Annotated in this window: 17 protein-coding genes and 1 pseudogene; 3 read left to right on the plus strand and 15 right to left on the minus strand. The window is 60.4% G+C overall.

The genetic code is table 11. The annotated features are described in order from the left end of the window. Positions 1 to 61 precede the first annotated feature (61 nt). The 7 genes from sphantq_RS09985 to sphantq_RS10015 form a co-directional block, all read right to left on the minus strand. Positions 62 to 838: a hypothetical protein gene (locus sphantq_RS09985; protein ID WP_272798413.1), complete on the minus strand. Its 777-nt coding sequence runs from the start codon at positions 836 to 838 to the stop codon at positions 62 to 64. Beyond that, on the minus strand, positions 835 to 4908 hold the full coding sequence (locus tag sphantq_RS09990; protein ID WP_272798414.1) for a glycosyltransferase family 2 protein: 4074 nt from the start codon (positions 4906 to 4908) through the stop codon (positions 835 to 837). Before sphantq_RS09990 ends, sphantq_RS09985 begins: the two co-directional genes overlap by 4 nt. Positions 4909 to 5381: 473 nt before the next feature. Then, complete coding sequence (locus sphantq_RS09995) at positions 5382 to 5855, minus strand: MucR family transcriptional regulator (RefSeq protein WP_272798415.1); 474 nt, start codon at positions 5853 to 5855, stop codon at positions 5382 to 5384. 306 nt (positions 5856 to 6161) lie between these two features. Further along, positions 6162 to 7199 (minus strand): IS110 family transposase, encoded by a 1038-nt coding sequence (locus sphantq_RS10000; protein WP_272798416.1) that lies wholly within the window; start codon positions 7197 to 7199, stop codon positions 6162 to 6164. Between the two features lie 115 nt (positions 7200 to 7314). Further along, positions 7315 to 8127, minus strand: coding sequence for an IS5 family transposase (locus sphantq_RS10005; protein WP_093085202.1), 813 nt, complete (start codon positions 8125 to 8127; stop codon positions 7315 to 7317). Positions 8128 to 8346: 219 nt separating this feature from the next. Next, complete coding sequence (locus tag sphantq_RS10010; RefSeq protein ID WP_272798417.1) at positions 8347 to 9240, minus strand: hypothetical protein; 894 nt, start codon at positions 9238 to 9240, stop codon at positions 8347 to 8349. Between the two features lie 53 nt (positions 9241 to 9293). Continuing rightward, complete coding sequence (locus tag sphantq_RS10015) at positions 9294 to 9851, minus strand: DUF805 domain-containing protein (protein ID WP_272798418.1); 558 nt, start codon at positions 9849 to 9851, stop codon at positions 9294 to 9296. Between the two features lie 288 nt (positions 9852 to 10139). Between sphantq_RS10015 and sphantq_RS10020 the strand changes: the two genes are divergently transcribed. Continuing rightward, on the plus strand, positions 10140 to 11300 hold the full coding sequence (locus tag sphantq_RS10020) for an IS110 family transposase (RefSeq protein WP_272798419.1): 1161 nt from the start codon (positions 10140 to 10142) through the stop codon (positions 11298 to 11300). A 507-nt stretch (positions 11301 to 11807) separates the two neighbouring features. On the opposite strand, the gene sphantq_RS10025 is transcribed toward sphantq_RS10020, so the two are convergent. The 4 genes from sphantq_RS10025 to sphantq_RS10040 form a co-directional block, all read right to left on the minus strand. After that, positions 11808 to 12407 carry a hypothetical protein gene (locus tag sphantq_RS10025; protein ID WP_272798420.1) on the minus strand — a complete coding sequence of 200 codons (600 nt, stop codon included), beginning with the start codon at positions 12405 to 12407 and terminating at the stop codon, positions 11808 to 11810. Next, positions 12404 to 12787 carry a DUF3768 domain-containing protein gene (locus sphantq_RS10030; protein ID WP_272798421.1) on the minus strand — a complete coding sequence of 128 codons (384 nt, stop codon included), beginning with the start codon at positions 12785 to 12787 and terminating at the stop codon, positions 12404 to 12406. Before sphantq_RS10030 ends, sphantq_RS10025 begins: the two co-directional genes overlap by 4 nt. Before the next feature lie 130 nt (positions 12788 to 12917). Beyond that, the gene (locus tag sphantq_RS10035) at positions 12918 to 13499 is read right to left on the minus strand and encodes a tyrosine-type recombinase/integrase (protein ID WP_272798422.1); all 582 of its coding nucleotides are present in this window, start codon (positions 13497 to 13499) and stop codon (positions 12918 to 12920) included. Between the two features lie 144 nt (positions 13500 to 13643). After that, complete coding sequence (locus tag sphantq_RS10040) at positions 13644 to 14828, minus strand: tyrosine-type recombinase/integrase (protein ID WP_272798423.1); 1185 nt, start codon at positions 14826 to 14828, stop codon at positions 13644 to 13646. A 205-nt stretch (positions 14829 to 15033) separates the two neighbouring features. On the opposite strand from sphantq_RS10040, the gene sphantq_RS10045 reads away from it, so the two are divergent. Next, complete coding sequence (locus sphantq_RS10045) at positions 15034 to 15585, plus strand: arsenate reductase/protein-tyrosine-phosphatase family protein (RefSeq protein ID WP_129925504.1); 552 nt, start codon at positions 15034 to 15036, stop codon at positions 15583 to 15585. Here sphantq_RS10045 and sphantq_RS10050 read toward each other — a convergent pair. The 4 genes and pseudogenes from sphantq_RS10050 to sphantq_RS10065 form a co-directional block, all read right to left on the minus strand. Continuing rightward, positions 15554 to 16766: pseudogene (locus sphantq_RS10050) on the minus strand (carboxylate--amine ligase). The gene sphantq_RS10045 and the pseudogene sphantq_RS10050 overlap by 32 nt on opposite strands. Continuing rightward, positions 16763 to 17743 carry a polysaccharide deacetylase family protein gene (locus sphantq_RS10055; protein ID WP_129925502.1) on the minus strand — a complete coding sequence of 327 codons (981 nt, stop codon included), beginning with the start codon at positions 17741 to 17743 and terminating at the stop codon, positions 16763 to 16765. The pseudogene sphantq_RS10050 and the gene sphantq_RS10055 overlap by 4 nt, the downstream one beginning before the upstream one ends. Before the next feature lie 160 nt (positions 17744 to 17903). Beyond that, a complete protein-coding gene (locus sphantq_RS10060; protein WP_066607163.1) occupies positions 17904 to 18398 on the minus strand; it encodes a flavin reductase family protein in 495 nt (164 codons plus the stop codon). A gap of 109 nt (positions 18399 to 18507) precedes the next feature. Then, positions 18508 to 20769, minus strand: a complete 2262-nt coding sequence (locus sphantq_RS10065; RefSeq protein WP_272798424.1) for an NADP-dependent malic enzyme — start codon at positions 20767 to 20769, stop codon at positions 18508 to 18510. Between the two features lie 138 nt (positions 20770 to 20907). On the opposite strand from sphantq_RS10065, the gene mutS reads away from it, so the two are divergent. Beyond that, positions 20908 to 23553, plus strand: coding sequence for a DNA mismatch repair protein MutS (mutS, locus tag sphantq_RS10070; protein WP_272798425.1), 2646 nt, complete (start codon positions 20908 to 20910; stop codon positions 23551 to 23553). The last annotated feature ends 6 nt before the right edge of the window (positions 23554 to 23559 follow it).

Raw genomic sequence — 23559 nt, forward strand, 5'->3', positions numbered from 1 at the left:
AAATGACGCGGTGTTCCCGGTGATGTATAAATTTATACCTCGCCGGGAACAATCAAACAAATCAAACCGAAAGTGAAAAATTATGGTGGCCGGTGAAGTATGAATTTAGCTCTCCAATGGACTTATCATTATTTCCACCTTTATTGTAATTTAGATAAAGGCTGCTTTCATACTCATTTTCTTCAAGCGCGTTTCGATAATCTGTATTAATAAGGTAAACGGGAATTTGGTTGCGCGCCAGATGCCAACGGAACCAAAGGTCGTCCGCGGTAGGAGCCAAGCGCAGAGCAGCTTCTACGTTCAGTACTTCGATCGGGAAATAGGCCGTATCGTACAACACGCCGTCTTTGCCCGTTGGCAGGATAAGGACGCTGGGGTTTTGCTCGACTTTGCTCTTCATCCATGTGCGATAGGGAGCAATTTCTCCATCGTTCAGGACAATCCGATGCCCGCGGAACGCGACCTGGCACCTGTATTTGTCATGAGCATCCAGCAGGCTGGCAAGCCAATTTGGCGGGTAGACAGTATCGTCATCTACCGTCACGACGGTGCGTGACTGCCCCCAAAATTCGCGCAAATATGGTAACAGCTTACGATACGGGCCGATATTGGGACAATAAGAATAAGAAAAACGACCATCGCTTTCGCGCGCCAACTCAGCGATCGGCGCCGGCACTTCAGGAAATCCTAGATCGAGTAGGAAGGGTTCGCGGGAAATATACAGCCGAATCCTAACATTGTCGTAACTCTGACGCAAAAGCGACTTGATCGTCTGGACAACCGAATCAACACGCGAACTAATAGTCGTGAGGGTGATATCTACGCAGTCCTTCTTCACAGAACTTGCTCCTTGACTGGCATGGCGGCCCGCAGCCGCTTGGGGACCAGAATCTGGTTCGCTGCGCTGAGCGCCTCCTCCTTACGTCGGAACGTGCCCAGAGGGCTCCGGCGCGAAATGTTCGTCCGAAACAACTGCAGATACTCCAGATTGTTCGCTTTCGTCTGTTGTGACAAGGTAGATGTGTCGGCAAAGCAGAGGAGCAGGGGTAGAGGCAGGGTTACAATAGCATGATGGCCATAATAGCTTCTAATCCGCTCACGCATTTCCACGTCGCCTCGCGAACGAACATATGCAAACGGCCCAACCTCGTTGAACACGTCTCGTTTGAACATGGAGGTCATCGGACCGTCGCCAAAGATAGAAAAATCGGCTTCAAACTGCACTTTGCCAGCTCGGTCGATACGAATATGATAGGCTGTTAACAAGCGCGCGTGCGGGTCCTCTTCAAACATAGCCAGCTGCGCCCTCAAACGGTCGGGATGCGCCCAATCATCCGCGTCATGGATCGCGATGTAGTCGCCTGTCGCTTGCTCGATCGCCAAATTGCGACCGATATAGGGACCCGCATTGGTTTCGAGCCGGATCAGCGAGCAGTTATCGAAACGGCCCGCGATGGTGGAAATCTCTGCCGCCAGTTCCGGTGCGCTGGCATCGTCGATGATTATCAACTCCACATTGCGATGCGACTGATTCATGACAGACGCGACGGCCTGCTCCATTAATGGAATGTCCGGGTTAAATGCGGACATGATCACGGTCACTTTTTTGGAACTATCGCCTACCCCCGACACGTTCACTCGGCTTGCCGCCGCGAACACATCGGGCACACTGTCGCCCTCAATTTCGTATGCGGCAACATCATGACCGTCAAAGGCGGTTGCTACAATCCCATTGAGCATGGCGTTATCGCCGGCGATGTTACGGGCAACTGCGTTGATGTCGTTTATCTGATCGACTAAGCCGAGTTCACAAAGGTACCGGATTACTTCAGTATCCGAGAAGACGGCGGCCGCGAGTAATTGCTTAGGCTGGTGGTCAAGTCCATCACAAGCGATGGCGGAGATTGGAATCGCGATCTCGCGTAATTCGTTCGACAATGCCCTCAAGTGATCAAGCAACTTGAAGAAATCGAGTCGAGCGATGCTCAGAGAACTGCCAAGCAATTCCATGGCACCTTGCCGATCCCGAGTCCGCACACGCCTATCGATCCGATCAGATACTTCCACTGTTGCTTCAATGCGTTCGATTAGGGCTGAGCCCAATTGTCTCTCAATAGACGCTCTCAGATCGGATCGGAGCAAAGGCTCGAAGCTTCTAAGCAGTTCCCGCTTTTGCAGCTCAACCTGATCTGCATTGTATAGGTCGACAAGCAGCAGCGCCAGCGCTGTGGAGTCGCCATAGCGACGGAGGCCTTCCGCAACGCGGAAAGTATAACGATCTGATGAGCGAACGCAGCGCGAAGCACAGAAGGCGAGCACAGCCGAAAGCTGGGCTTGATCCAAGCAGGACGCCAATAGTTCGAACAGCGGGAATATCAGATTTACGTCTCGCAGGCAGATCTTGTCTGCATACGTAGACATGTTGATGGCGATTTCGTCCGCATCGGGCGAGCGTCTCGCGTAGCTAATATAAGTTACGAGATGCTCGGGTTTCATCGATAGAGTGAGTGTAGAAGCTGAGCTGGTTTCTCGAATGAAACCGAACAAATCCGATAATATGTAGGCGATATCGACACCTTTGCGGGTTAACGCTGCAAAAAGAGCATTTACGTTGACTTCGGTCGGGTTGCGTCGCGCGATCCGGATCAAATCCTTGAGGTCCCGATGAGCAATCCTGAAATTCAAGACGATCTTGCTGAGCGGCCAATGTACGTTCAGGTCGATCGTGTCCAAATATGCGCCGTCCACGCTGCTGCGCAGCGTCAGCCGCTCAAAATCGCTGCTTGAAATCGACTTCGGTCGATATTCGCGCTCAAGCTTGGCTACGTCGGCGATCGTCAGATTAGCATCTGCATAAGCTATGCAGATACCGTCTTTTGGAAACAGCAGTTGAGAATGTGGATTTAAATCACAAATTTGCGAGGCGGGCAACGATGTCACCGCCCCCGTCAACGTGAAGCGACAAATCATGTCATTTTCAACCAATTCAATCTTTATATCTCCGGTTTCGACCACATAGGAGAAATGAGCAGGCGCAAGGATATAACGGCCACCATAGGACCAATGACGCGCGACCGAGCGCGGAATATAGGTTTCATCATCATGAAGCCCAGGGTGAAGAATTATGACAGGCTTTGCCAACTGCGCAGGCGTCGCTTCAATGAGGGTGGAGCGTAATTCTTCAATATCGTCAAAGACTAGACAATTTTCAATATTGTCCAGCGAAGCGTAATTTTTATCTTTTGCATCTAACTTAAGCACATAAGCATAGCAATTTTCAAACGCAACTTTACTAGCGACACCCGCTGCCGCACTCGAATCTTCCTTCAAATCGGCTATAGGGTCAGTTGGAATGAACCTAGCACCCTTTATCACGCTGGAGACAGTCCCAACGTGGACCTGTTTCCCTTCCTCAGGAAAGCCTACGATTTTTCCGGTCCAGCGCCGTCCAACTGCTTCGCTCGCGCGCGCTTGGATATCGAATCCAGCGGCAGCTTTGTTAATCGTTCGGATAGCTGCGATGGCTAGCGGAGATATGCGCGCGCGCGCCATAATCTCTAGCACCTGCCCGTCGGGCACCTCAACGGCATCCGCGCCTATCAAAAGACCGCTAGACAGATATTCCGTCCAATACGCGTTGTCTGCTTCGGTCGGATTTGCACCCCAAAGTTGCAAGTGAAGCGGCCTGGGTTCGATTAGAGCAAGGACGCCCTTTTCATCAGCCAAGCTGGTGAATAACTTCAGCGCGAGATGATCCCGCTCGATTAAACTCGCACCTGCCCGGCTGCCCATGTGTAAACGCAGTATAGCGCCCAGTAATGCGGCATCAGGCGAATAAGCTCGGGATATGTTGGCGCCAGCGATGGCTACGTTGTAACCCGCCCAGTGCAGATAGGCTTCGATAAGAAGATTCACCCCTGGCTGAGCATTCATAAGTAGCAGTTCAGCCCCGAGTTTAGTCACGTCATGGCTACAAGCCGCCAACGTGTCCGCCAGCCTGGATACGAGCCGATCTGAGCCAGCGGTAATGGCGGTGGGGATACGGCGTGCGGGCAAATCGGTAATATGCAATGAAAAAGGATAAAGTACTTGGGGGCTACCAGTCTTTTCTTGATCACCAGATGTTTCCAGAATGTCGATGTCAACGCGAGAAATGCGCGCCTTGCATCCAGCTGGAAGGTGCAGCAGGAAATCGTAAGCGACGTCCTCAGCCGGAGCAGGCATCAAAAATAAACCACTGACTAGCACCCAACTGCCGATAGGAACAGGCAATCGAGCGCGCGTGTTTTCAAGCCCCTCCTTTCGAGTACCGTTCATTCGACGCGCCATCAACGGCTCTATCCAGCAAGAATCCGGATTCTCGCACCCATCAATCAGAACAAGAGCCTGGACAGCGATCGCGATTTCTCTGCCGTGTACGCCCGTCTTTACAGACAGCCGACTCCACTTCGCGTCCACAGGGGTTTGGATAGAAAGCGCCGACATACCGTCGAGCGAAACAACCTCGGCATTGACGCCGCCTTCCTCATGTTGGTCGGGCAAGCGCCATTCCACGTCCAACGTGGGACTGAAGGATAATTTGTTACGTCCTTTCGAAGGCTGCTCGAACCAAATGGCCTCAGGCTGCTCCCTTTCTGGAACGTTGAAAGATGCGGCGCCTACAACTGCATGCTCGGAGTGGATGACGGAAATCCTTTCAGTCGAATATGTTTCGGAAGCACCATTTTCAGTAGCCGAGAGAGCAATATCGTCGGATGAGGCTTCTTCAAAATCTTGCTCTTGCAAAATATCTGAGACGGAATCTGGACCTGCATCCGCCTCGGTATCAGCCAACACAGGCAGGACGGCTATCGCAGCTGCGATATCGTTTTCATGCTCTGCGCTATCTCGCTGCTTGTCATCCGCCATGGAACCTGACTACCCCCTGAACTCAAATCTAGACACATAACTGCAACATCATGCCTCTGTCTCTTTCAGTGAGGCGCACCTTCGCCCGCAGACTCGATGTTACCGCACCTGCACAGCACAGGAGGGAAGATAGTGCCACTTTTTTTTGGTGACAAAATTCATTTCTCCGCCATCCGGTAATCAATTTAACCCACTTCCGCGGCGAGTTTTTAACGAATAAAAATTTCCACAATGTAATTAATACAACATCTATACATACAAAATGTAATTTTAATTATAGGAATTTTATATACTATAAAGATAATTATCTTTAATATAATGGCACCTCACCCAAATATTGTAATTAAAATATTAACTGCGTGAAATTAGTTCAATTTGAAAATTCGAAATTCACAATTTATTGCAATAAAAATCAAATAAAAATACAAATCCGTAACCCATTACCTACTTAATTATAATATAGTGATAGTATTTTACTTCGATTTTTTTAAACGCGGGACCGGCACTCTCGCAATCGGCTCGACAAAAACAGTCGAATCCACCTTTTTCTTCCGCCCTAATCCAATCTTGACAGCCAACTCCTTACGATGTTGTGCGTAATTGGGCGCGGTCATGGGATAGTCTGCGGAAAGGCCCCACTTGGTTCGGTAATCGTCCGGCGTCATATTGTAGGTAATCGTTAGATGCCGCTTCAACATCTTCACTTTCTTTCCGTCTTCCAAACAGATGATGTAGTCTGGCTTGACCGATGCGCGGATAGACACGGCCGGCACCTGCTTCGGCGCTTCAGGCTTAATGGGCACCCCTAATTTAGATAACGCAACGTGTACGCTAGTGATGAGTTCTCCGATGCTATTGATACTCACAGAGTTGTTGGACACATGTGCGGCAACAATATCTGCGGTAAAGGCAATGATTGCATCTTTTCCTAAAGTTTCTAAAGGCATGTGATATACCTTTCTGTTTTTCTGACGTTTTTATCAATTTTGATTTACTAAGAGCCTTCTCTGATTGGGGCTTCCTAGGTCAAGCTGCTTCCTCGATTTCTTGATCGTTCCCATGGATCACTCGCTTCTCTCCGCGGTCGGCGCGTGGCCGCCGCATAATGGGGTCAGGAGAGCGGGACGCCTCAAGCTGTTTCGCGACCTTCAGGGTATCTGAGGATCCGGACTCTCAACGAGGTCATTCCGCCCATCGTCCCCATGGGAACGATCGCTACCCGTCTTTTCAGACGGGAACTGGTTCGCGTCTCCTCATACTGCGGCGAGCGCTGGCGACTTGCCCCAGCGGAACTCGGCTTGGTCGCTCCGCATACGGTGCAGGATGACGGCAAGCTTGCGAGCCACGGCGACGCGGGCTTTGGCCATGCCGCGCCGCTGGGCAACGCGCATGCCCCACGCTTTTAGCGTTGACCATTTCTGGCAGCGCGTCAGCAGAGTATGCGCCGCCTCGTACAATGCGGTACGGGCAAGCTCGTCGCCACATCGGCTGATGCGGCCCTGGACGTCGGTTTCGCCAGACTGGTAGCGGCGGGGCGTGAGCCCAAGATGAGCGCCGACGTCGCGGGATCGTCGAAAGCGCTCGGGCTGATCAATCGTCGCCCTGAAGGTGAGCGCGGTCAGCGGCCCCACACCTGGCACCGTCATCAGCCGCCGGCATATCGGCTCAACTCTGACCGCTTCCAGTACGCGCTTCGTCAAATGGTCGATCTGGCGCACCATCGCGTCGAGCACTGCTAGCAGCGGTTCGACGATATCGGAGATGGCATCATCGACTGACGCAAGTTCGCGGACCCGGCCGGGGAAGAGCTTGCGCGGTGGTGTTCCCAGCTTGAGCCCGACCTCACGGAGCACGGCCCGCACCGCGTTCTCGATGTCGCGCTGCTTGTTCAACATAGTGCGGCGTGCGCCGAGCAGCGCGCGGGCCGATCGGCACGGCATGCTCTTCACGTGGACCGCTCTATACCACCCTGTCCGGATAATCTGAGCCAGGCCACGAGCGTCGTTACGGTCAGTTTTGTTTGGCATCGCGCCCATTGCCGCCTTGGCTGCTCGCGTTTCGATGCACAGTGCTGGCAAGCCAGCGCGCGTCAGACCCTGATGCAGCCACGACGACAGCGAGCATGCCTCCAGCCCAACGCGCTCGAAGCTCAGGCCGGTAGCGGCCAGCGTCTCGACCACCGCATCGGGCTCACTGGTAGCACGAAGCTCGCGGATCACTTTGCCCGCGTTATCGACAATGCAGATCGCCGTCTCTTCCAACGATACATCCAATCCGGCATAATAGCTCATGGTTGCTTCTCCTCATGGTTGTGGCCGCACACACGGACCACGTTCTACCATTTGCGAGGAGCAGCCACCTCACCGACTCGGTGAGGTGCCCCAATCACCCCATCTGTCTTGAATCTCATGCGTAACGAGCGATACGCCTGATGAGGATGATTGCAGCGGCGGCATAAAGCAGGGCATTTGCGGATTTGATGGTTCGCTCGAAGTCCTTGGCCAAGCGGCGGTTCCGGTTGAGCCATGCGAAGGTGCGTTCGACCACCCATCGTCTGGGATGGACGACGAACCCGGTCTGATCGGCGAATTTGCGGACGATCTCTATAGTGATGGCGGTAGCATCCCGGACGCGATCGCTGTTGTAGGCGCTGTCTGCATAGGCGTGCTCGACCAAGGGGTGTCGCTGGCGTGACTGCCTGAGCAAAGGCACTGCGCCGTCACGGTCCTGCACATCTGCGCCATGGACCAGCAGTTCAAGCGCGCGGCCATCGGTATCGACCATGGCATGGCGCTTGCGGCCCATGATTTTCTTGCCTGCGTCATAGCCGCGCGGTCCACCTGCTTCGGTGGTCTTCACGCTCTGGCTGTCGATGGCCGCCGCCGATGGCATCGGTTCTCGCCCTGATCGGACGCGGTCCATCTGAACGAGATGGTGGTTGAGACTTTCGAATATCCCATCGTCACGTAGAGTGCAGAACCACCGGTAAACTGTGCGCCATGGCGGAAAGCTGTCAGGCAAAAGCCGCCACGGACATCCTGCCCGCAGCAAATAGAAAATGGCCTCGATGATCTCCCGCATCGGCCAACGCCGTCGCCGCCCACGTTGGCATGGTGCTGGCAAATACGGCTCGATCAAATGCCATTCCGCGTCTGTAAGATCGCTTCCATAACGAAGCTGCGCGCGACTATGATGCGCGCGGGCGGTCGGGTTCCACATGATGGCTTCCAAGGTTGGTGTCGCAACCCCTCGGAATCATATCGAAACTCGGCCGTCCACCGTTGCGTTAGCGTTCCGACACAGCCTCTAAGCACAATTTGCAGAACATACCTGATTCGGAATTGTTTGTCATCGGCGTCTGATGGCTGTTCCGGCGACATGAAAGCGCGCCGTACATCGCTAAAGCTCCAGCAGGGCTACAGGTCGCCCGTATCTGGTTCATTCGTTATGGCCGCCGGCATGTAGTGGAAGGAACTTGCGCAGCAGGCTGTTCGTGTTCGCAGTCGGGGAAGTCGCCCCGATGCTCGCCACTTCTTTGCCGCCGACCTTGATCTGCGACAATATCAGCGCGGGGTCTGCTGGGTAGTTGCGCACGAATTCCAGCGTCATGGCCGTCCAGCCATTCCACCGCCCTGCCGGGTCTTTCACCTCCAACGATGCACCGCCGCTATCGTCGGCATAGATTTGATAGGATGCGCCGTTGGCAGAAAAATAGCGCATGATGTCGGCAAGGCGGAGGCAGCAGGCATAGCTGCTGCCGTCGTCGGTGATGACGATGGGCTGCCGGGCGACGATATCAGCCTGTTCGGCATAATATTTTCCTTCGGCCTCTGCTTCTGCATCCTCATCGTTCAGTTCGCCAACTGGCTCCATCTGTGTGGTTTCGTTGGGAATGGCCTGCGCCGGGCTGCCCACTGGCCGCTTTCTGGCGCGTTGCTCGGCCCCCTCCTTACTGTCGGACGCGGCATAGGCTTCGCAGTTAAAGCCCTCTTCGGTCGGCCAGAAATTGTCGAAATGCCAACTCTGCGATTTGAAGATGTACCAGGCGCTGACCCGCGTGATCGGCATCGGCTCACCCCATTGATTATAGTCGGTGACAGTCAGGCAGGCCATGCGCGCATCATTCTTGTCACGGTAGATAAGGGCGTCGCTGATCTCGACTTTTGCGGGATTCACTGCCCGAGCGCGAATGATATTTTCCAGGGCCCGCTGATCGCCGGAAGAGCAGGCCGTCGCTGCTAACAAAAGAATATGCGGAATCCGAGCCACGCAATCACGAAAGGCACCACCAACCGAAAGCAGCGTAAGCCGCTGGCGAAAGATGGAAAGCATGAGGATGTCCTCTCAATAATGAAAGCTGGATCAAAGACGGGACGCAGGGCGCGCTACAGCTTCGGTTCGCTCTTGATAGGATCGCTAGAGAACAGCCGGATCAGCGCTTGATTGATCAACTGGCTGGACTCGGTGTTGCGGGTGGCGCCGTCGCCGGCGATCGGCGGAGGGCCAAATTCATTGGCTGCGGGGTCGCCTTCGCGGCAGAGGTGCAGGAGCAACCAGATAACGAAACCGATCGTCAAAAAGGCATTGGCGTAGCCGAGTAGCGCCAGGAGCGTATCCGCTGCGGTGCCAAGCGCACTCTGGCGCAAATTTTGGAGGGTGTAGCCAACCCCGTTCAATACCCAGATCGCCGCCAGCCACAGGGCTGAAATGCCACGATCATGGAGGCGCCGGATGGTCGCGCAGTAAAGCGGCGGCGTGAAGAACAACATGGTGAAGATGAGGCTTGGCGGCAGCAGCCCGACCTGCATGTAGGCGATGCCGTTCCCGACGATAATGCTCACCGCATAGGCGACGGCCACGATGCCGATGAACTGCCAATATTCCTTGCGGTCGGCGCGGCCGAGGAATTGGATATAGCGTTTGAGTGCAAGAAGCCCCTGCATGGAAAATCCTTTACGATGATGTGGAGGATTGCACGCCCGGTCGTTGCCGGACGCGCGCAGTGTATCGGTGCGCGGTGAAGCGCTGCGACCCGATGGGCTGTTATGCTGTTGGAAGGACCGGGCGATGCCGCCAAGGGATCGCCATTATCGAGCATGTTCGTCATCCACCCCGGCGCCGCCCCCTCTTGCGATTGGGGCGACGGCCGAAGCCGGTTGTGATTTAGCTGAGGTCTTTTCTCTCCTGCAAACGGGCGCACGATAATGCTGCGATGGAAGGGAGATGACACGATGACGAAGAAGATCACGAACCCCGAGATTCTGGCGATCCGGGCGGCGGCGGAAGTGGACCCGGCATGTGGCCGCGTCTGGGTCGGCCTCGATGTTGGCCTCAAGTCGACATCGGTATGTGTGCTGGATCGCGACGGCAAGGTCGTCCACCAGGTTTCGATGAAGACGCATCCGACCGAGATCGGGCGCTACTTGGCGAAGAACTTCACCTCCAACGTCGTGGTCATCGGCATGGAGACGGGCGCAATGTCAGCGCATCTCGCCGGCGGGCTGCGCAAGCAGGGCTACCAGGTCGCCGTGATGGACGCATTGCAGGTCCATCGCGTGCTGTCCCTCAAGCGCAACAAGACCGACACCAACGATTCGCGCGGCATCGCCGAGATCACGCGCACCGGCCGCGATTATCTGACCGAGGTCTATGTGAAGAGCGCGGCCTGCTTCGAGGTGCGCGCCCAGCTCATCATGCGCCACCGCCTGGTCCAGCAACGCCTGGCCAACGAGAACATGATCCGCGGCCTGTTGCGTGTCTATGGCGGGCGGGTCGAGCCTGGCGCCAAGTCGTCGGCCACCTATCGCGACCGTGTCGTCGAGCAGCTGCTGATCATCCATGATCGCGAGGGCATCAACCTGCGGCCGCGCATCCTGCCGGTGCTCGACCTGTGCGAGCGTCTCCAGACAGATGCCGTGCGGATCGAGACCGAGCTGGAAGCGCTCGCCGCCGCCAACCCGGTGTGTCGGCGGTTCATGGCGGTTCCGGGCATCGGCGCCATCACCGCGCTGTCATTCTTCACCGCGATCGAGGAGCCGTCCCGCTTCCGGCGGGCCGACGATGTCGCCGCCTATCTCGGACTCACGCCGCGCGTGTATCAGTCCGGTGAGAGCCTGACCCACGGCAAGATCAGCAAGATGCGCAACCGACTGACCCGCACCCACATGGTCAATGCCGCAACGGTGCTGCTGTCGGCGACCAAGACCTTCTCGTCATTGAAGGACTGGGGCGTCAGGCTCGCGAAGAAGGTCGGGTTCAACAAGGCGAAGGTGGCCGTCGCCCGCAAGCTCGCCGTCATTCTGTTTGGCATGTGGCGCGACGGCACCCACTTCCAGTTCAAGGCAGAGACGGTCGAGCCGCATCGCCAGATGATGCAGACCGCTCGCGCCTGACACGCTTTACGCCATCCGTCCGTCGGACGGTACGATCCTCCCGGGAGGCGGAGGGACCGGTGACTTCGATTCTAACGTTGGGGCAGCGATGACCCCGAGCAACGGTTGTTGAAGCGCCACCCTTCGATACGAACCGACCCCATTGCGGCATGCGACACTGATGAAGGCTGCATCAAGACGGCCGTCGTATGACCCCGGAGAGACTGTTGCACCCCGGGTCGATCGACAAGCCGACGTGACTATTGTCAGAAAAGGCAAAGCATGATGAAGTAGCTAATACCAACGTCCCGCCCAGCCGCAGGGACCTCAGCTAGAGAATGTTGGAAACCCTGGCAATGCACAAGGCGCGTGCGCCTTTACCGTTGCCGGCTGGACATGCGCGCACGCCACCCGGCCCCAAGAATCCTTGCGACCGAGATGCATTGCAGAGAGGTTTCCACGCCCCGCCCCCGAATATCGCGGAGGCAAAGCCGTGTTAGGCGGTAGGCCGTTGCTTTGGCAAGCGCGCTATTCCGTCCAATCGGAAAGCCGCTCAAAGGCCCAACATGCTTCAGGCATAAGCTGATGAGGGCGATTGCTGAGGTGCATGTCAAGCGTCAGGGACCGCGTGTTGATCCAGCAGTAACCGTCAGAGTCGAACAGGTGCAGCCGGTTGCCGCTATAGCCGGCTATCACTGTCCAATGGTCGTAGGCGGCCCCCAGGATCAGTACGATGGGACGCCCAAAGTTGATATGATACCGGATGGGGCCCACAACCTTGGATGGTTTCAATCTGAGCTTCTTATCGAAAACCCTGTGACGCTTGACCCGAAAGCCCACCACATCCTCGATCTCCGGTACAAGACGGTCAAGGAAGCGGTTCCATGGATCGGGGTCCAGACCCCATGACACCGTGAATTTCAGATGTCGTTGTTGGGAGAGGATGGCGATCCCGCGCCGGAATAGCTCTTTGAAATCGCGCGGATGCACATGTTTGTCGGGATAGGCGAGCAACCGCACCGCGTTGAGAATCGCGTAGAAGCCGCATAAGCTATCGACTGCGCCCTGCCTGAGCGGCTTCATCTCCAGTCTGGCTTCCATCAGCGCCAGTGCTGCCTCCTCGCTCAATATTCCGACGCCAGCATGATGGTCAGCACCCGCCCGGTGACATTGGGGTCGGCGGGGTCGGGCGAGCCATGTTCCAACGCTTTGTCATAATAGTCGATCTTCCAGAATATCCGCTGGCCCTCATGCTCCAGCGCGCCGAAATCATGTTCGCCATGCGGGTCATTGCCCTGATCGAAGGCATCGAACGCGGCCACTCTCAGCAGCACCGCCTGCAACTCCGCTTGACCAAGAGCCTGGACGCCCGATGTGATGGTGACATAGCCGCCCCGGCGAAAGCCGCGCAGTTCATCGTTGAGAACGCGGATGCGAGCGACGCGCGCCTCCAACTCAATCGTTCGTGATTTGTTCTTTTCATAGGCAGCATCGTCCTGTGGGTGCATGTCATTCTCCTTTCGTGGACGTGGAAATGGGCGCTCCAGGACGTGCCGGAGCGGAAGAAGAGAATAATGATGGAATGGATTGCCGACGCAGCAGCTTGGCGTCCTGCACGCCAAGGGGCAGCGTTGGCGGCTAGATCAGTCGGATCAGCTTATGCTGGGCATCACGATCGCCCTGGATGTAACGCTCGGTCGTGGTGATGGCCCGATGCCCGGCCAATTCCTGCACATCGCGCAGGGAGCCGCCGGTCTTGGGCAGCAACCGCGCGGCGCGGGTGATGAAGGTGCGCCGCCCTGAGTGGGAGGAGCAGCCCGTCAGCCCCATGCTGCGATAGGTGGCGCTGAACCAGTTGACGATGGCACCGGGCAACATGGCCGCGCCACGCTCGGAGCGGATGACCGGGCCTTGGTCGGGATAGTCCTCGACCTTATGCAAGGCGATCAGCGCAGCGCGCAGCAGGCGATTGACCGGGATTTGCCGTCCTGATCCATATTTGGCGATCGAGCCGGTGACGCTGATATGAGTGGCAATGCTGCCATCGGTGGCCAGCACCATGGGCCAGGTAAGCCCCGCTATCTCGCAGGCCCGGAGACCGGCTTTGAAGCTGAACAGTATGATGGTTCGATTTCGTTCGGGATGACGCTGGAAGCGGACATGCGCCAGCGCAAGGCGCACGTCATCAGCTTCCAGCACCTTGGCAGGCTGTCTGGACATAAGGTTGATCCGCTTGTTGGGAAATGCTGGCGCTGGGCAATCCAGCAGCAAGCCATGCCAGTATAGCAGATCAACACGAAAATGTCAATTTATCATGTAAATTCAGTTATTTATGAATATTTGATCGGATGTGGATACCGGCGATTACCTCTGGTGAAGGTAATTGGCCCACTCCTGCATAAGCAAGCGGCGGCGCTCGATGGCTGTGCCACGGCGATAGGCCGCTTCGGCCTTGTTCTGGATGGTATGAGCCAAGGCCGCTTCGATAATCTCGCGGGGATAGTTGGTGCAGTCGCCGGCCCAATCGCAGAAGGTCGAGCGGAAGCCGTGCGTGGTCACATTGTTCACATTCATCCGGCGAAGAAGCATGGCCATGGCCATGTTACTGCGGGTTGCGCCGTTGATGGAGAAGATACGATCGGTCGGCTTGACGTTATCCGGGCGCAGCGCATCCAGCACGGCCAAGGCAGCGTCGGACAGCGGCACGATATGTTCCACGCCAGCTTTCATCCGATCGGCAGGAACACGCCATAATTTATCGGCAACATTGATCTCACCCCAGGTGGCCTCCAGCGCCTCCCCAGAGCGGGCTGCGGTCAGGATGGTGAACTCCAGGCATCGTGCCGACAGTGCCGAACGCGCACGTAAGGCAGTCATGAAGGCAGCAACGTCCTTGTAAGGCAGCGCCGCATGATGCCCGCGCGCCATGCCGCCCTGCTTGGGCAGCAGGAAATCGAGATAGCCTTTGAAGCGAGCAGGGTTGGCCATATCGCGGGGGATCAGCCCCCTCGCCCGCGCAGCGTCCAATATCCGTTCGATCCGTCCCCTGACCCGCCCCGCCGTCTCTGCCTTGGTCAACCAGATCGGCTGCAGAACCGCCAATATGTCATCGGTCGTGATCTGATCCAGCGCCTTGTCGGTAAGCGCCGCCGCGTGATCGCGCAGGCTATTACGCCATTGCTGCCTGTGCGTCGGATTCTTCCAACCATCCTCGACGCTGGCGATATATTCGTCAGCAAACTGCCCGAAGGTTTTAACCGGCACAGCCTCGATTGCCTGCTTGGGTGCCAGCACGGTGCGGGGATCTTTGCCCAGCGCCACAGCCTCCCGCATGTCGGTTGCTAAGGCCCGTGCCGCTGCCAATCCCACCGACGATGCAGCCCCCAGGCCAATTTCGACCCGCTTGCCGCCAACCGCTGTCATGAACACCCAGGAGCGCGCGCCGCCTGTCGTTATCCGCAGATATAGCCCTCCGCCATCGGAGTGTCGGCCCGGCTCCTTTAGCGCCGCCGCAGCCCTTACCGTCAATATGTTGATCGCTCGTGCCATATGGTATCACGCCCTCAATGCCGTGCCCACTTATGCCCACTTTGATGCCCACTTTCAACTTGGCATGAAGCGGTCATAGACGCACTATGGCGAACGAAACGACCATATAGAGCTGAAAATAATGGCTAAAATTCGCGGTTCAGTCGCAGAAACTCATAAGAGTAAGATTCCCTCCGTCTCCGCCAATTTTTACAGGGTCCGCGCGTTGATCCGATCCCGCTTCGGCACCTTTCGCGGGCTTGTCCGCCTCGCTTTGTCCTATCCGCAGCTCCTGCTCGGCCGGTCGGCCAGCCGCGCACCCAATCCGACGCAGGTGCGGCGGCTGGTGTTCGTGTGCCAGGGCAATATCTGTCGCAGCGCCTTTGCCGATGTCGCGGGCCGGCAGGCCGGGTTGAACACGGCGTCCGTCGGCCTGTCCACCACCACCGGGCGGGCCGCGCATGACGCCGCGATCGTGGCGGCGCGAGCGTTGGGCCATGACCTGTCGGACCATAAGGCGATCGACCTGAAGGATTATGTGCCGCAAGCAGGCGACCTGTTGCTGGCGATGGAGGTGCGGCAACTGCATCGGCTGGCCGCCGATCCGCGCCTGGCCGATCTGCCGCGCCTGTTGCTGGGGTGCTGGACCCGGCCGATGCTGCCGCATCTGCATGACCCCTACGGGCTGGACGACCGCTATATGGCGACCTGCTTGGCGCGGATCGATCGGGCGATCGGCGCGCTGGTCAGCGCCTTTCCCGGCGCACGGCTTTCCTGACGATCTGTCCCATGTCGCGCAGCCAAGGCCCCACGTCGGAACCGCTGAAGACATAGTAGCGAGCACGCGGGTCGAAAAAGGCGAGCAGATAGCTGGCGAGGTCGAATAGCGGGCGACGGCGGAAGAAGGGATCGCCGATGCGGCCGGGCGCCAGCAGGACGCGCGCCAGCCGCTTGGTTTCCGGCACCATGTAGCGCGCGCACATCGTCGCGCGGCGGGGGGGCGACATCGGTCCGGCCCAGCACCTTGCGGCGATAGGCTTCCCAGGCGAAATCGGCGCCGCAATGGCGCGCGAGCGGCAGGCTGCCCCAGAAGCGGCCATTGACTTCCATCAGCCAGTAGCGGCCGCTGTCGGGCTCGTAGCGATATTCGACCATCGCCTGCCCTTCCCAATCGAGCGCGCGCAGCAGCTTTTCCGAGAGCGCCATCTGCGCGCCATGCGCATCCGCAGGCTCGGCGCGGCACAGGGTCGATACGCCGCCTTCGGGCGGCCATTCGTGCAGGCGGCGATGCTGGAAGCGTAGCGTCGCCTGTCCGTCCTGCATGTAGAGCATCTGGCCAAGGCCGACGCCGCGGCAATATTGCTGGATCAGCGGCCAGCGGCCGACCGGGGCATAGCGGTGCAATAGCGCGACCAGTTCGTCAGGCGTGCGGACATAGTCGGTCTTGATCCACTCCAGCCCCGCCTGCGCCAGCACCGCCATGATGTCCGGCGGATTGGCCCATTTGGCGACGAGCGGATAGCGCATCTGGGCGGCGCGGGCGGCGAAATCCTCGCCCGCGCGCGGTTGCCAGGTCTGCGGCACGCGCAGCCCGGCGACCGCGGCGGCATGGAGCGTCTGCAGCTTGTCAAGCACCCGGCCAAGCGGTTCGGGTCGGGGGACGAGGAGATGGCAGTCGCCGATCATCGGCGGCAGGGCGGCCAGTTCGATCAGGTCGGATTCGGAAATCGCCAGCACCGCTCGCGCGCCGGTGCGGGCGATCAGGCCGGGCAGCCAGTCGGCGATCGGGCCAGCCGGGCGCATCGTCCAGTCGGCGCAATGGCGCGATGCCGCCCCGATCGACGTCGCGCTGCGGGCGATGCCATGGACCGGCACGCCATGGCCGCCCAGTTCGCGCACGACCGTCAGGGCGATCGCATTTTCCATACCCAGAAGCAGAACGCCCGGAAACGCGGTCACGCAGGCACCAGCCGGTGTTCGTAGCGCCAGGTCGCCCAGGCCTGCTCCGCCATGCGCAGGCCAGTGCGCCACTGGCTGGGCGCGGCCCGGCTGAGGCTGCGCGCCGGGCGGTCGGCGAGGTCGGCGGGGAGGTCGTTGAAGCCCGCGCCGTGCATGTCGGGCAGGTGGGCGGCTTGCCGGCACAGCGCCTCGAACCGGGCCATGACGGCGCGGTTGGGGCGCTGGCGGTCGCGTGAGAGCATTTCGAAACTATGGGTGACGACGACGAAGGCGTCATGCCTTTCGCCCACGGCGTGGCGCATCCCGGCGCGCATTTCGGCGGCTGACATGGCGCAGATTTGGGCCGGGCGGAAACCGCCAGGGCGGTCGGCGATGCCGGATACGGGCAGTTCGGCGACGCCCTGCGATCGTGTCGCGCCGATCTGCGCGGGATCGGCGGTGATGCCGCATTCGCGGCCGAGATAGGCGGGATTGACGCTGCTGTCCCAAGCGAGGCCGAGCGTCGCCAGCGCGCGCAACGTATCGTCATTGGCGCCGAAATTGCCGGCGCGAAAAGCGGTGATGGCGGGCGCCCCCGCCTGTTCCAGCCATTGTTTGGCGAGGCCCAGCAGGACGATCTGGTCGGCGAGCGAAAAATCGCCGATATTACGGCCCTGCCGACCGCCGACGGGCGAGTCCTTCGCCCAGGCGAGCCATTCGCTGTGGATGTGCATCTGCACTTCATGTCCGCGCCCGACGATCGCGCCCACGATCGGCGCCAGAAAAGCGGCGCCATGGACAAGCGCGGGCATTGGATCGAGGAAGAAGACGCCCTTGAGGCCATGGCGTTCGAGCAGGTCCATCTGCCAGCCGATGCCATAGGGCCTGCCCTGCGCCAGTCCCCAGATCGAGCGATCCACATTGTCCGCCAGGCTGACGCCCCGATGGTGCAGCGCAGAAGACAGTTCGGTGTCGATGGTGATGAGCAGCGCGGTCATGGGGGCGGTCCGGTCAGGGGGCGACAAGCCTGCAATAGATGAGCGGGGTTAAGGAGGCGTAATGTTTCCCCGATATGTCCGAACGGACATTATCGGAAAAAACGGGCCGCCCCCTGTCATCCACCATGCCCCCTGAGACGGCGCGGCGCGCGCCCTTCCTTCATTCGAGCAGGGAAAATTCGCCGTAATTGCCCTGGAAGAAGAGCAGCGGGCTGCCGGGACGGTCCACTTCCAGCGCGACGACGCGGCCGAGCGCGATGTCATGGTCGCCCGCTTCATGCACCGCATCGAGCGTGCAGTCGATCCAGGCGACGACATCGTCGAGGATCGGCGAGCCGTTGGCCGAGACGCGATGGGCGATGCCGGCGAACTTGTCGGGACCGGGACCGGCGATCTGGCGACAGAGCGGCTTCTGGTCGCTGGCGAGGACATTGACGCAGAATTTGCCGACCGCCTGGATGCGCGGCCAGCTGGTCGAGCTTTTGGCGGGGAAGAAGGCCACCAGCGGCGGTTCGAGCGAGACGGAGGTGAAGGAACCGACCACCATGGCGGCGGGCGTGCCGTCCGCCTCGACCGCGGTGACGACGCACACGCCGGTCGGATAATGGCCCAGCACTCGCCGGAAGGTCGCACTGTCGAAACTGGCTACGCTCATATCTTGCTCCCGAAAGGGTCATCAATCTTTTCGCGCGCGCAACATGCACCATGCAAGTGCAAAGCACACATATCCGACGGGAGGTAAGCCGCGAACGGTGCGCGCCCGATCAGAGCGCGACGCCGCCCGCCGCCAGCACCGCCAAGGTCAGCAGTTCGGATGCATTGGACGACATGGTGGCGATCTGCACCGATTTTTCCATCCCGACCAGCACCGGCCCGATCATCGACGTGCCCCCCAGTTCGCGCAGCAGCTTGGCCGAGATATTGGCCGATTGCAGCCCCGGCATGACCAGGATGTTGGCCGGGCCGGACAGGCGGCTGAACGGATAATTTTTCATGACGGCGGGGTTGAGCGCGACGTCGGCGGTCATTTCGCCTTCATATTCGAAATCGACAGCGCGTTCGTCGAGCAGCTTCACCGCGCCGCGCACATTTTCCAGGAAGGCGCCGGGCGGATTGCCGAAATTGGAATAGGAGAGGAAGGCGACGCGCGGGTCGACCCCCATGCGGCGGGCGACCGCCACGGTGCCTTCCGCGATGTCGGCCAGTTCGCTGGCGGTAGGGCGTTCGTTGACCGTCGTGTCGGCCAGGAACACGGTCTTGTCCTTGGCCACCATGACATGGATGCCGAAGGGGGTGCGGCCGGCCGCCGGGTCCATCACCCGCTTCACTTCGCGCAGCGTCTGCGCATAGGGGCGGGTCATGCCGGTGATCATCGCATCGGCCACGCCCATCTTGACCAGCAAAGTGCCGAAGATGTTGCGATCGCGATTGACCATCCGTTCGCAATCGCGGCGCAGATAGCCGCGGCGCTGGAGCCGGGCGTAGAGCAGGTCGACCATGTCGGGCACCAGCGGCGAATTGACGCTGTTGTGCAGTTCGAAGCTTTCGGGGTCGCGGACGCCCAGTTCCTTGAGCTTTTCGACCACGTCGCCGCGGCCGACCAGCACCGGTATGCCATAGCCCAGCTCGCGGAACTGGATCGCCGCGCGCAGCACCACTTCCTCTTCCGCTTCGGCGAAGACGACGCGCTTGGGATTGGCCTTGGCCACTTCATAGGCGGTGGTGAGGACGGTGGTGGTCGGGTTGAGCCGGGCCTTCAAGGACTGGCGATAGGCAGCCATGTCCGCGATCGGCTTTTGCGCGACGCCGGTTTCCATCGCCGCCTGGGCGACGGCTGCGGGCACCACCTCCATCAGGCGCGGGTCGAAGGGCGCGGGGATGATATAGTCCGGGCCGAAGCTGTGCGATCGGCCATAGGCCTTGGCCACTTCCTCCGGCACCTGTTCGCGCGCCAGATTGGCGATGGCGTGGGCGGCGGCCAGCTTCATCGCTTCGTTGATGCCGGTCGCCCGCACGTCGAGCGCGCCGCGGAAGATGAACGGGAAGCCCAGGACGTTGTTGACCTGGTTGGGAAAGTCCGACCGGCCGGTGGCGACGATCACGTCGGGGCGGACGGCATGGGCGTCGGGCGGCAGAATTTCGGGATCGGGATTGGCCATGGCGAAGATGATCGGCTTTGGCCCCATCGACTTCACCATATCCTGCGTCATCGCGCCTGCGACCGAAAGGCCCAGGAACACGTCCGCGCCCCTGACCGCTTCCGCCAGCGTCCGCGCGTCGGTGCGGACGGCATGGGCCGACTTCCACTGGTTCATGCCCTCGGTGCGGCCCTGATAGATCACGCCCTTGCTGTCGCACATGATGACGTTTTCATGGGGGACGCCGAGCGCCTTGATCAGTTCGGTGCAGGAGATGGAGGCGGCGCCCGCGCCGTTCACCACCACCTTCATGTCCTTCATCTCGCGCCCGGTCAGCAGCGCGGCGTTGATGACGCCGGCGGCCGCGATGATCGCGGTGCCATGCTGGTCGTCATGAAACACCGGGATGTTCATCCGCTCCTTGAGCGTCTGTTCGATGATGAAACATTCGGGGGCCTTGATATCCTCAAGGTTGATGCCGCCGAAGGTCGGCTCCATCAGTTCGACCGCCTCGATGAAGCGATCGACGTCTTCGGTCTTCAACTCGATATCGATGCTGTCGACGTCGGCGAAGCGTTTGAAGAGGACCGCCTTGCCCTCCATCACCGGCTTCGACGCCAGCGCGCCGAGATTGCCCAGGCCCAGGATCGCCGTGCCGTTGGTGATGACCGCGACCAGATTGCCCTTGGCGGTATAATCATAGGCGCAGGCCGGGTCTTTCGCGATCGCCAGCACCGGCACCGCGACGCCCGGCGAATAGGCCAGGGACAGGTCGCGCTGGGTCGCCATCGGTTTCGACGCGATGATCTCGATCTTGCCGGGGCGTCCGGTCGAGTGGAAGAACAGCGCCTCGCGCTCGGAAAATTCCACATTCGATCTGTCGGACATCGCGGCACCCATATATTGGAACAACAGGGCGGCCCTAGCGGTAACATTATCCTGTGGGCAAGTGCGAGACGCGCAATTTTCTGGCCGCTTGGGCGAAGCGCTGGTTTCGGGGGGAGGATCAGGCTATCGGCTTTGGCCATGGCCCTTTCGACCGATACAGCCGCCCCGACGCCGATGATGGCGCAATATCTGACGCTCAAGGCACAGGCGCAGGACTGCCTGCTCTTTTACCGGATGGGCGATTTTTTCGAGCTGTTCTTCGACGACGCCAAGATGGCGGCAGCAACCCTCGACATCGCACTGACCAGCCGGGGGGAACATGGCGGCGCGCCGATCCCGATGTGCGGCGTGCCGGTGCATAGCGCGGAAGGCTATCTGGCGCGGCTCATCAAGGGCGGGCATCGCGTCGCCATCGCCGAACAGACCGAAACGCCGGCGCAGGCCAAAGCGCGCGGGGGCAAGACGCTCGTGGCGCGGGCGATCGTGCGCTACGTCACCGCCGGCACCCTGACCGAGGAGACTTTGCTCGACAGCCGGCGCGACAATATGCTGGTCGCGCTGGCGCAGGTCGGCGGCGACGTATCTAGCGAGATCGGCATCGCCGCCGCCGATATTTCCACCGGCCGGTTCGAAACGATGACCTGCCCGATCGGCGACCTGCCCGCCGAACTGGCGCGGCTGCGGCCGAGCGAGACGGTGGTGGCGGAGGGATCGAGCCTGGGCGTGGCCGATGGCCATCCTTTCGATCGCGCCGCCTTTTCGAGCGCGCGAGCGGACGAGGCGTTGAAGCGCCTGTTCGGGGTCGCGACCCTGGACGGGTTCGGCCAGTTCGGCCGCGCCGAGCTGGCGGCGATGGGCGGGCTGATCGCCTATCTCGATCATGCGGGCAAGGGCACCCTGCCCTTCCTGGCCCCACCATTGCGCAAGACCAGCGGCGGCCATGTGGCGATCGACGCGGCGACGCGCGAGAGCCTGGAGATCGTGGCGACCATGGCGGGCGCGCGGGCGGGCAGCCTGCTGGGCGCGATCGACCGGACGGTGACGGGCGCGGGCGCGCGGCTGCTGGGACAGGATCTGTCCGCGCCGCTGATGGACCTGGCGACGATCGAGGCGCGGCTGGGGCTGGTGCAGCTCTTCCACGACGATGCGACCTTGCGCGACCAGATGCGCGGCGCGCTGCGGGCGTTGCCGGACATCGGTCGGGCGTTGGGGCGCGTGGCGGTGGGGCGCGGCAGCCCGCGCGATCTGGGGCAGCTCCGCGATGGGTTGGGTGAGGCCCGGTTGTTGCGCGAGCGGTTGGGGCGGATCGCCGAGCCGCCGCTGTTGCTGGCGCGGATATTGCCGGCGCTGGACGGCCATGGCGCGCTGGTCGATGCGCTGGCGCGCGCGCTGGTGCCCGCGCCGCCGACCGAAACGGCGAGCGGCGGCTATATCGCCGACGGCTATGATCCCGCGCTGGACGAACTGCGCCGGATGGCGGGCGATGGCCGCCGCGCGATCGCCGCGCTGGAGGCGAAATATCGGGCGCAGACCGGAATTTCCGCGCTCAAGATCCGGCATAATGGGGTGCTGGGCTATCATGTCGAGGTGCCCGCGCGCGCCGCCGACACGCTGATGGCGCCCGACAGCGGCTTTACCCATCGCCAGACGCTGGCGGGCGTGGTGCGGTTCAATTCGATCGACCTGCATGAAGAGGCCGGGCGCGTGGCGCAGGCGGGCGCCCATGCGCTGGTCGCCGAAGCCGCGCATCTGGAGGAGTTGATCGCCGCCGTGCTGGACCGCAAGGCCGACATCGCCCGCGCGGCCGAGGCGCTGGCGCGGCTGGACGTCGCCGCGTCGCTCGCCGAACGGGCGGTCGAAGGCGGATGGCAGCGGCCGCATTTCGTGGTTGAAGACGGCGCCGGTCCGTGCCTGGACATCGTGGGCGGGCGGCATCCGGTGGTCGAGGATGCGTTGCGGCGTGAAGGCCAGCCCTTCGTCGCCAATGATTGCCGTTTGAGCGAGAGCGACCGGCTGTGGCTGGTCACCGGCCCGAATATGGGCGGCAAATCGACCTTCCTGCGGCAAAATGCGCTGATCGTCATATTGGCGCAGGCGGGCGGTTACGTCCCCGCGCAGTCCGCTACGCTGACTTTGGTCGATCGGCTGTTCAGCCGCGTCGGCGCGTCGGACAATCTGGCCAAGGGGCGATCGACCTTCATGGTCGAGATGGTCGAGACGGCCGCAATCCTGAGCCAGGCGACCGAACGGAGTTTCGTCATCCTGGACGAAGTGGGGCGCGGCACGTCCACCTATGACGGGCTGGCGCTGGCCTGGGCGGTGGTGGAGGCGGTGCATGAGGTCAATCGCTGCCGATGCCTGTTCGCGACGCACTATCACGAGCTGACCCGGCTGGCCGAGACGCTGCCGTCGCTGTCGCTGCACCATGTCCGGGCGCGCGAGTGGAAGGGCGATCTGGTGCTGCTGCACGAACTGGCGCAGGGTCCGGCGGATCGCAGCTATGGCCTGGCGGTGGCGCGGCTGGCGGGCTTGCCGCAGCCGGTGTTGAAGCGCGCCAAGGACGTGCTGGCGCGGCTGGAGGCGGGCAAGGCGAAAACCGGCGGGATCGCGGCGGGGCTGGACGACCTGCCGCTGTTCGCGGCGGCGGCGGTGCAGGAAGAGGCCGCGCCCGACCCGCTGCTGACGGCGATCGACGCGATCGACGCCGATGCGCTGTCTCCGCGCGCGGCGCTCGATCACATATATCGATTGAAACAACTGGCCGCTGAGCGGCGGTCCGACTAGAGACAG

It is taken from the genome of Sphingobium sp. AntQ-1 (assembly GCF_028538045.1).
In the GTDB taxonomy this organism is placed as follows: domain Bacteria; phylum Pseudomonadota; class Alphaproteobacteria; order Sphingomonadales; family Sphingomonadaceae; genus Sphingobium; species Sphingobium cupriresistens.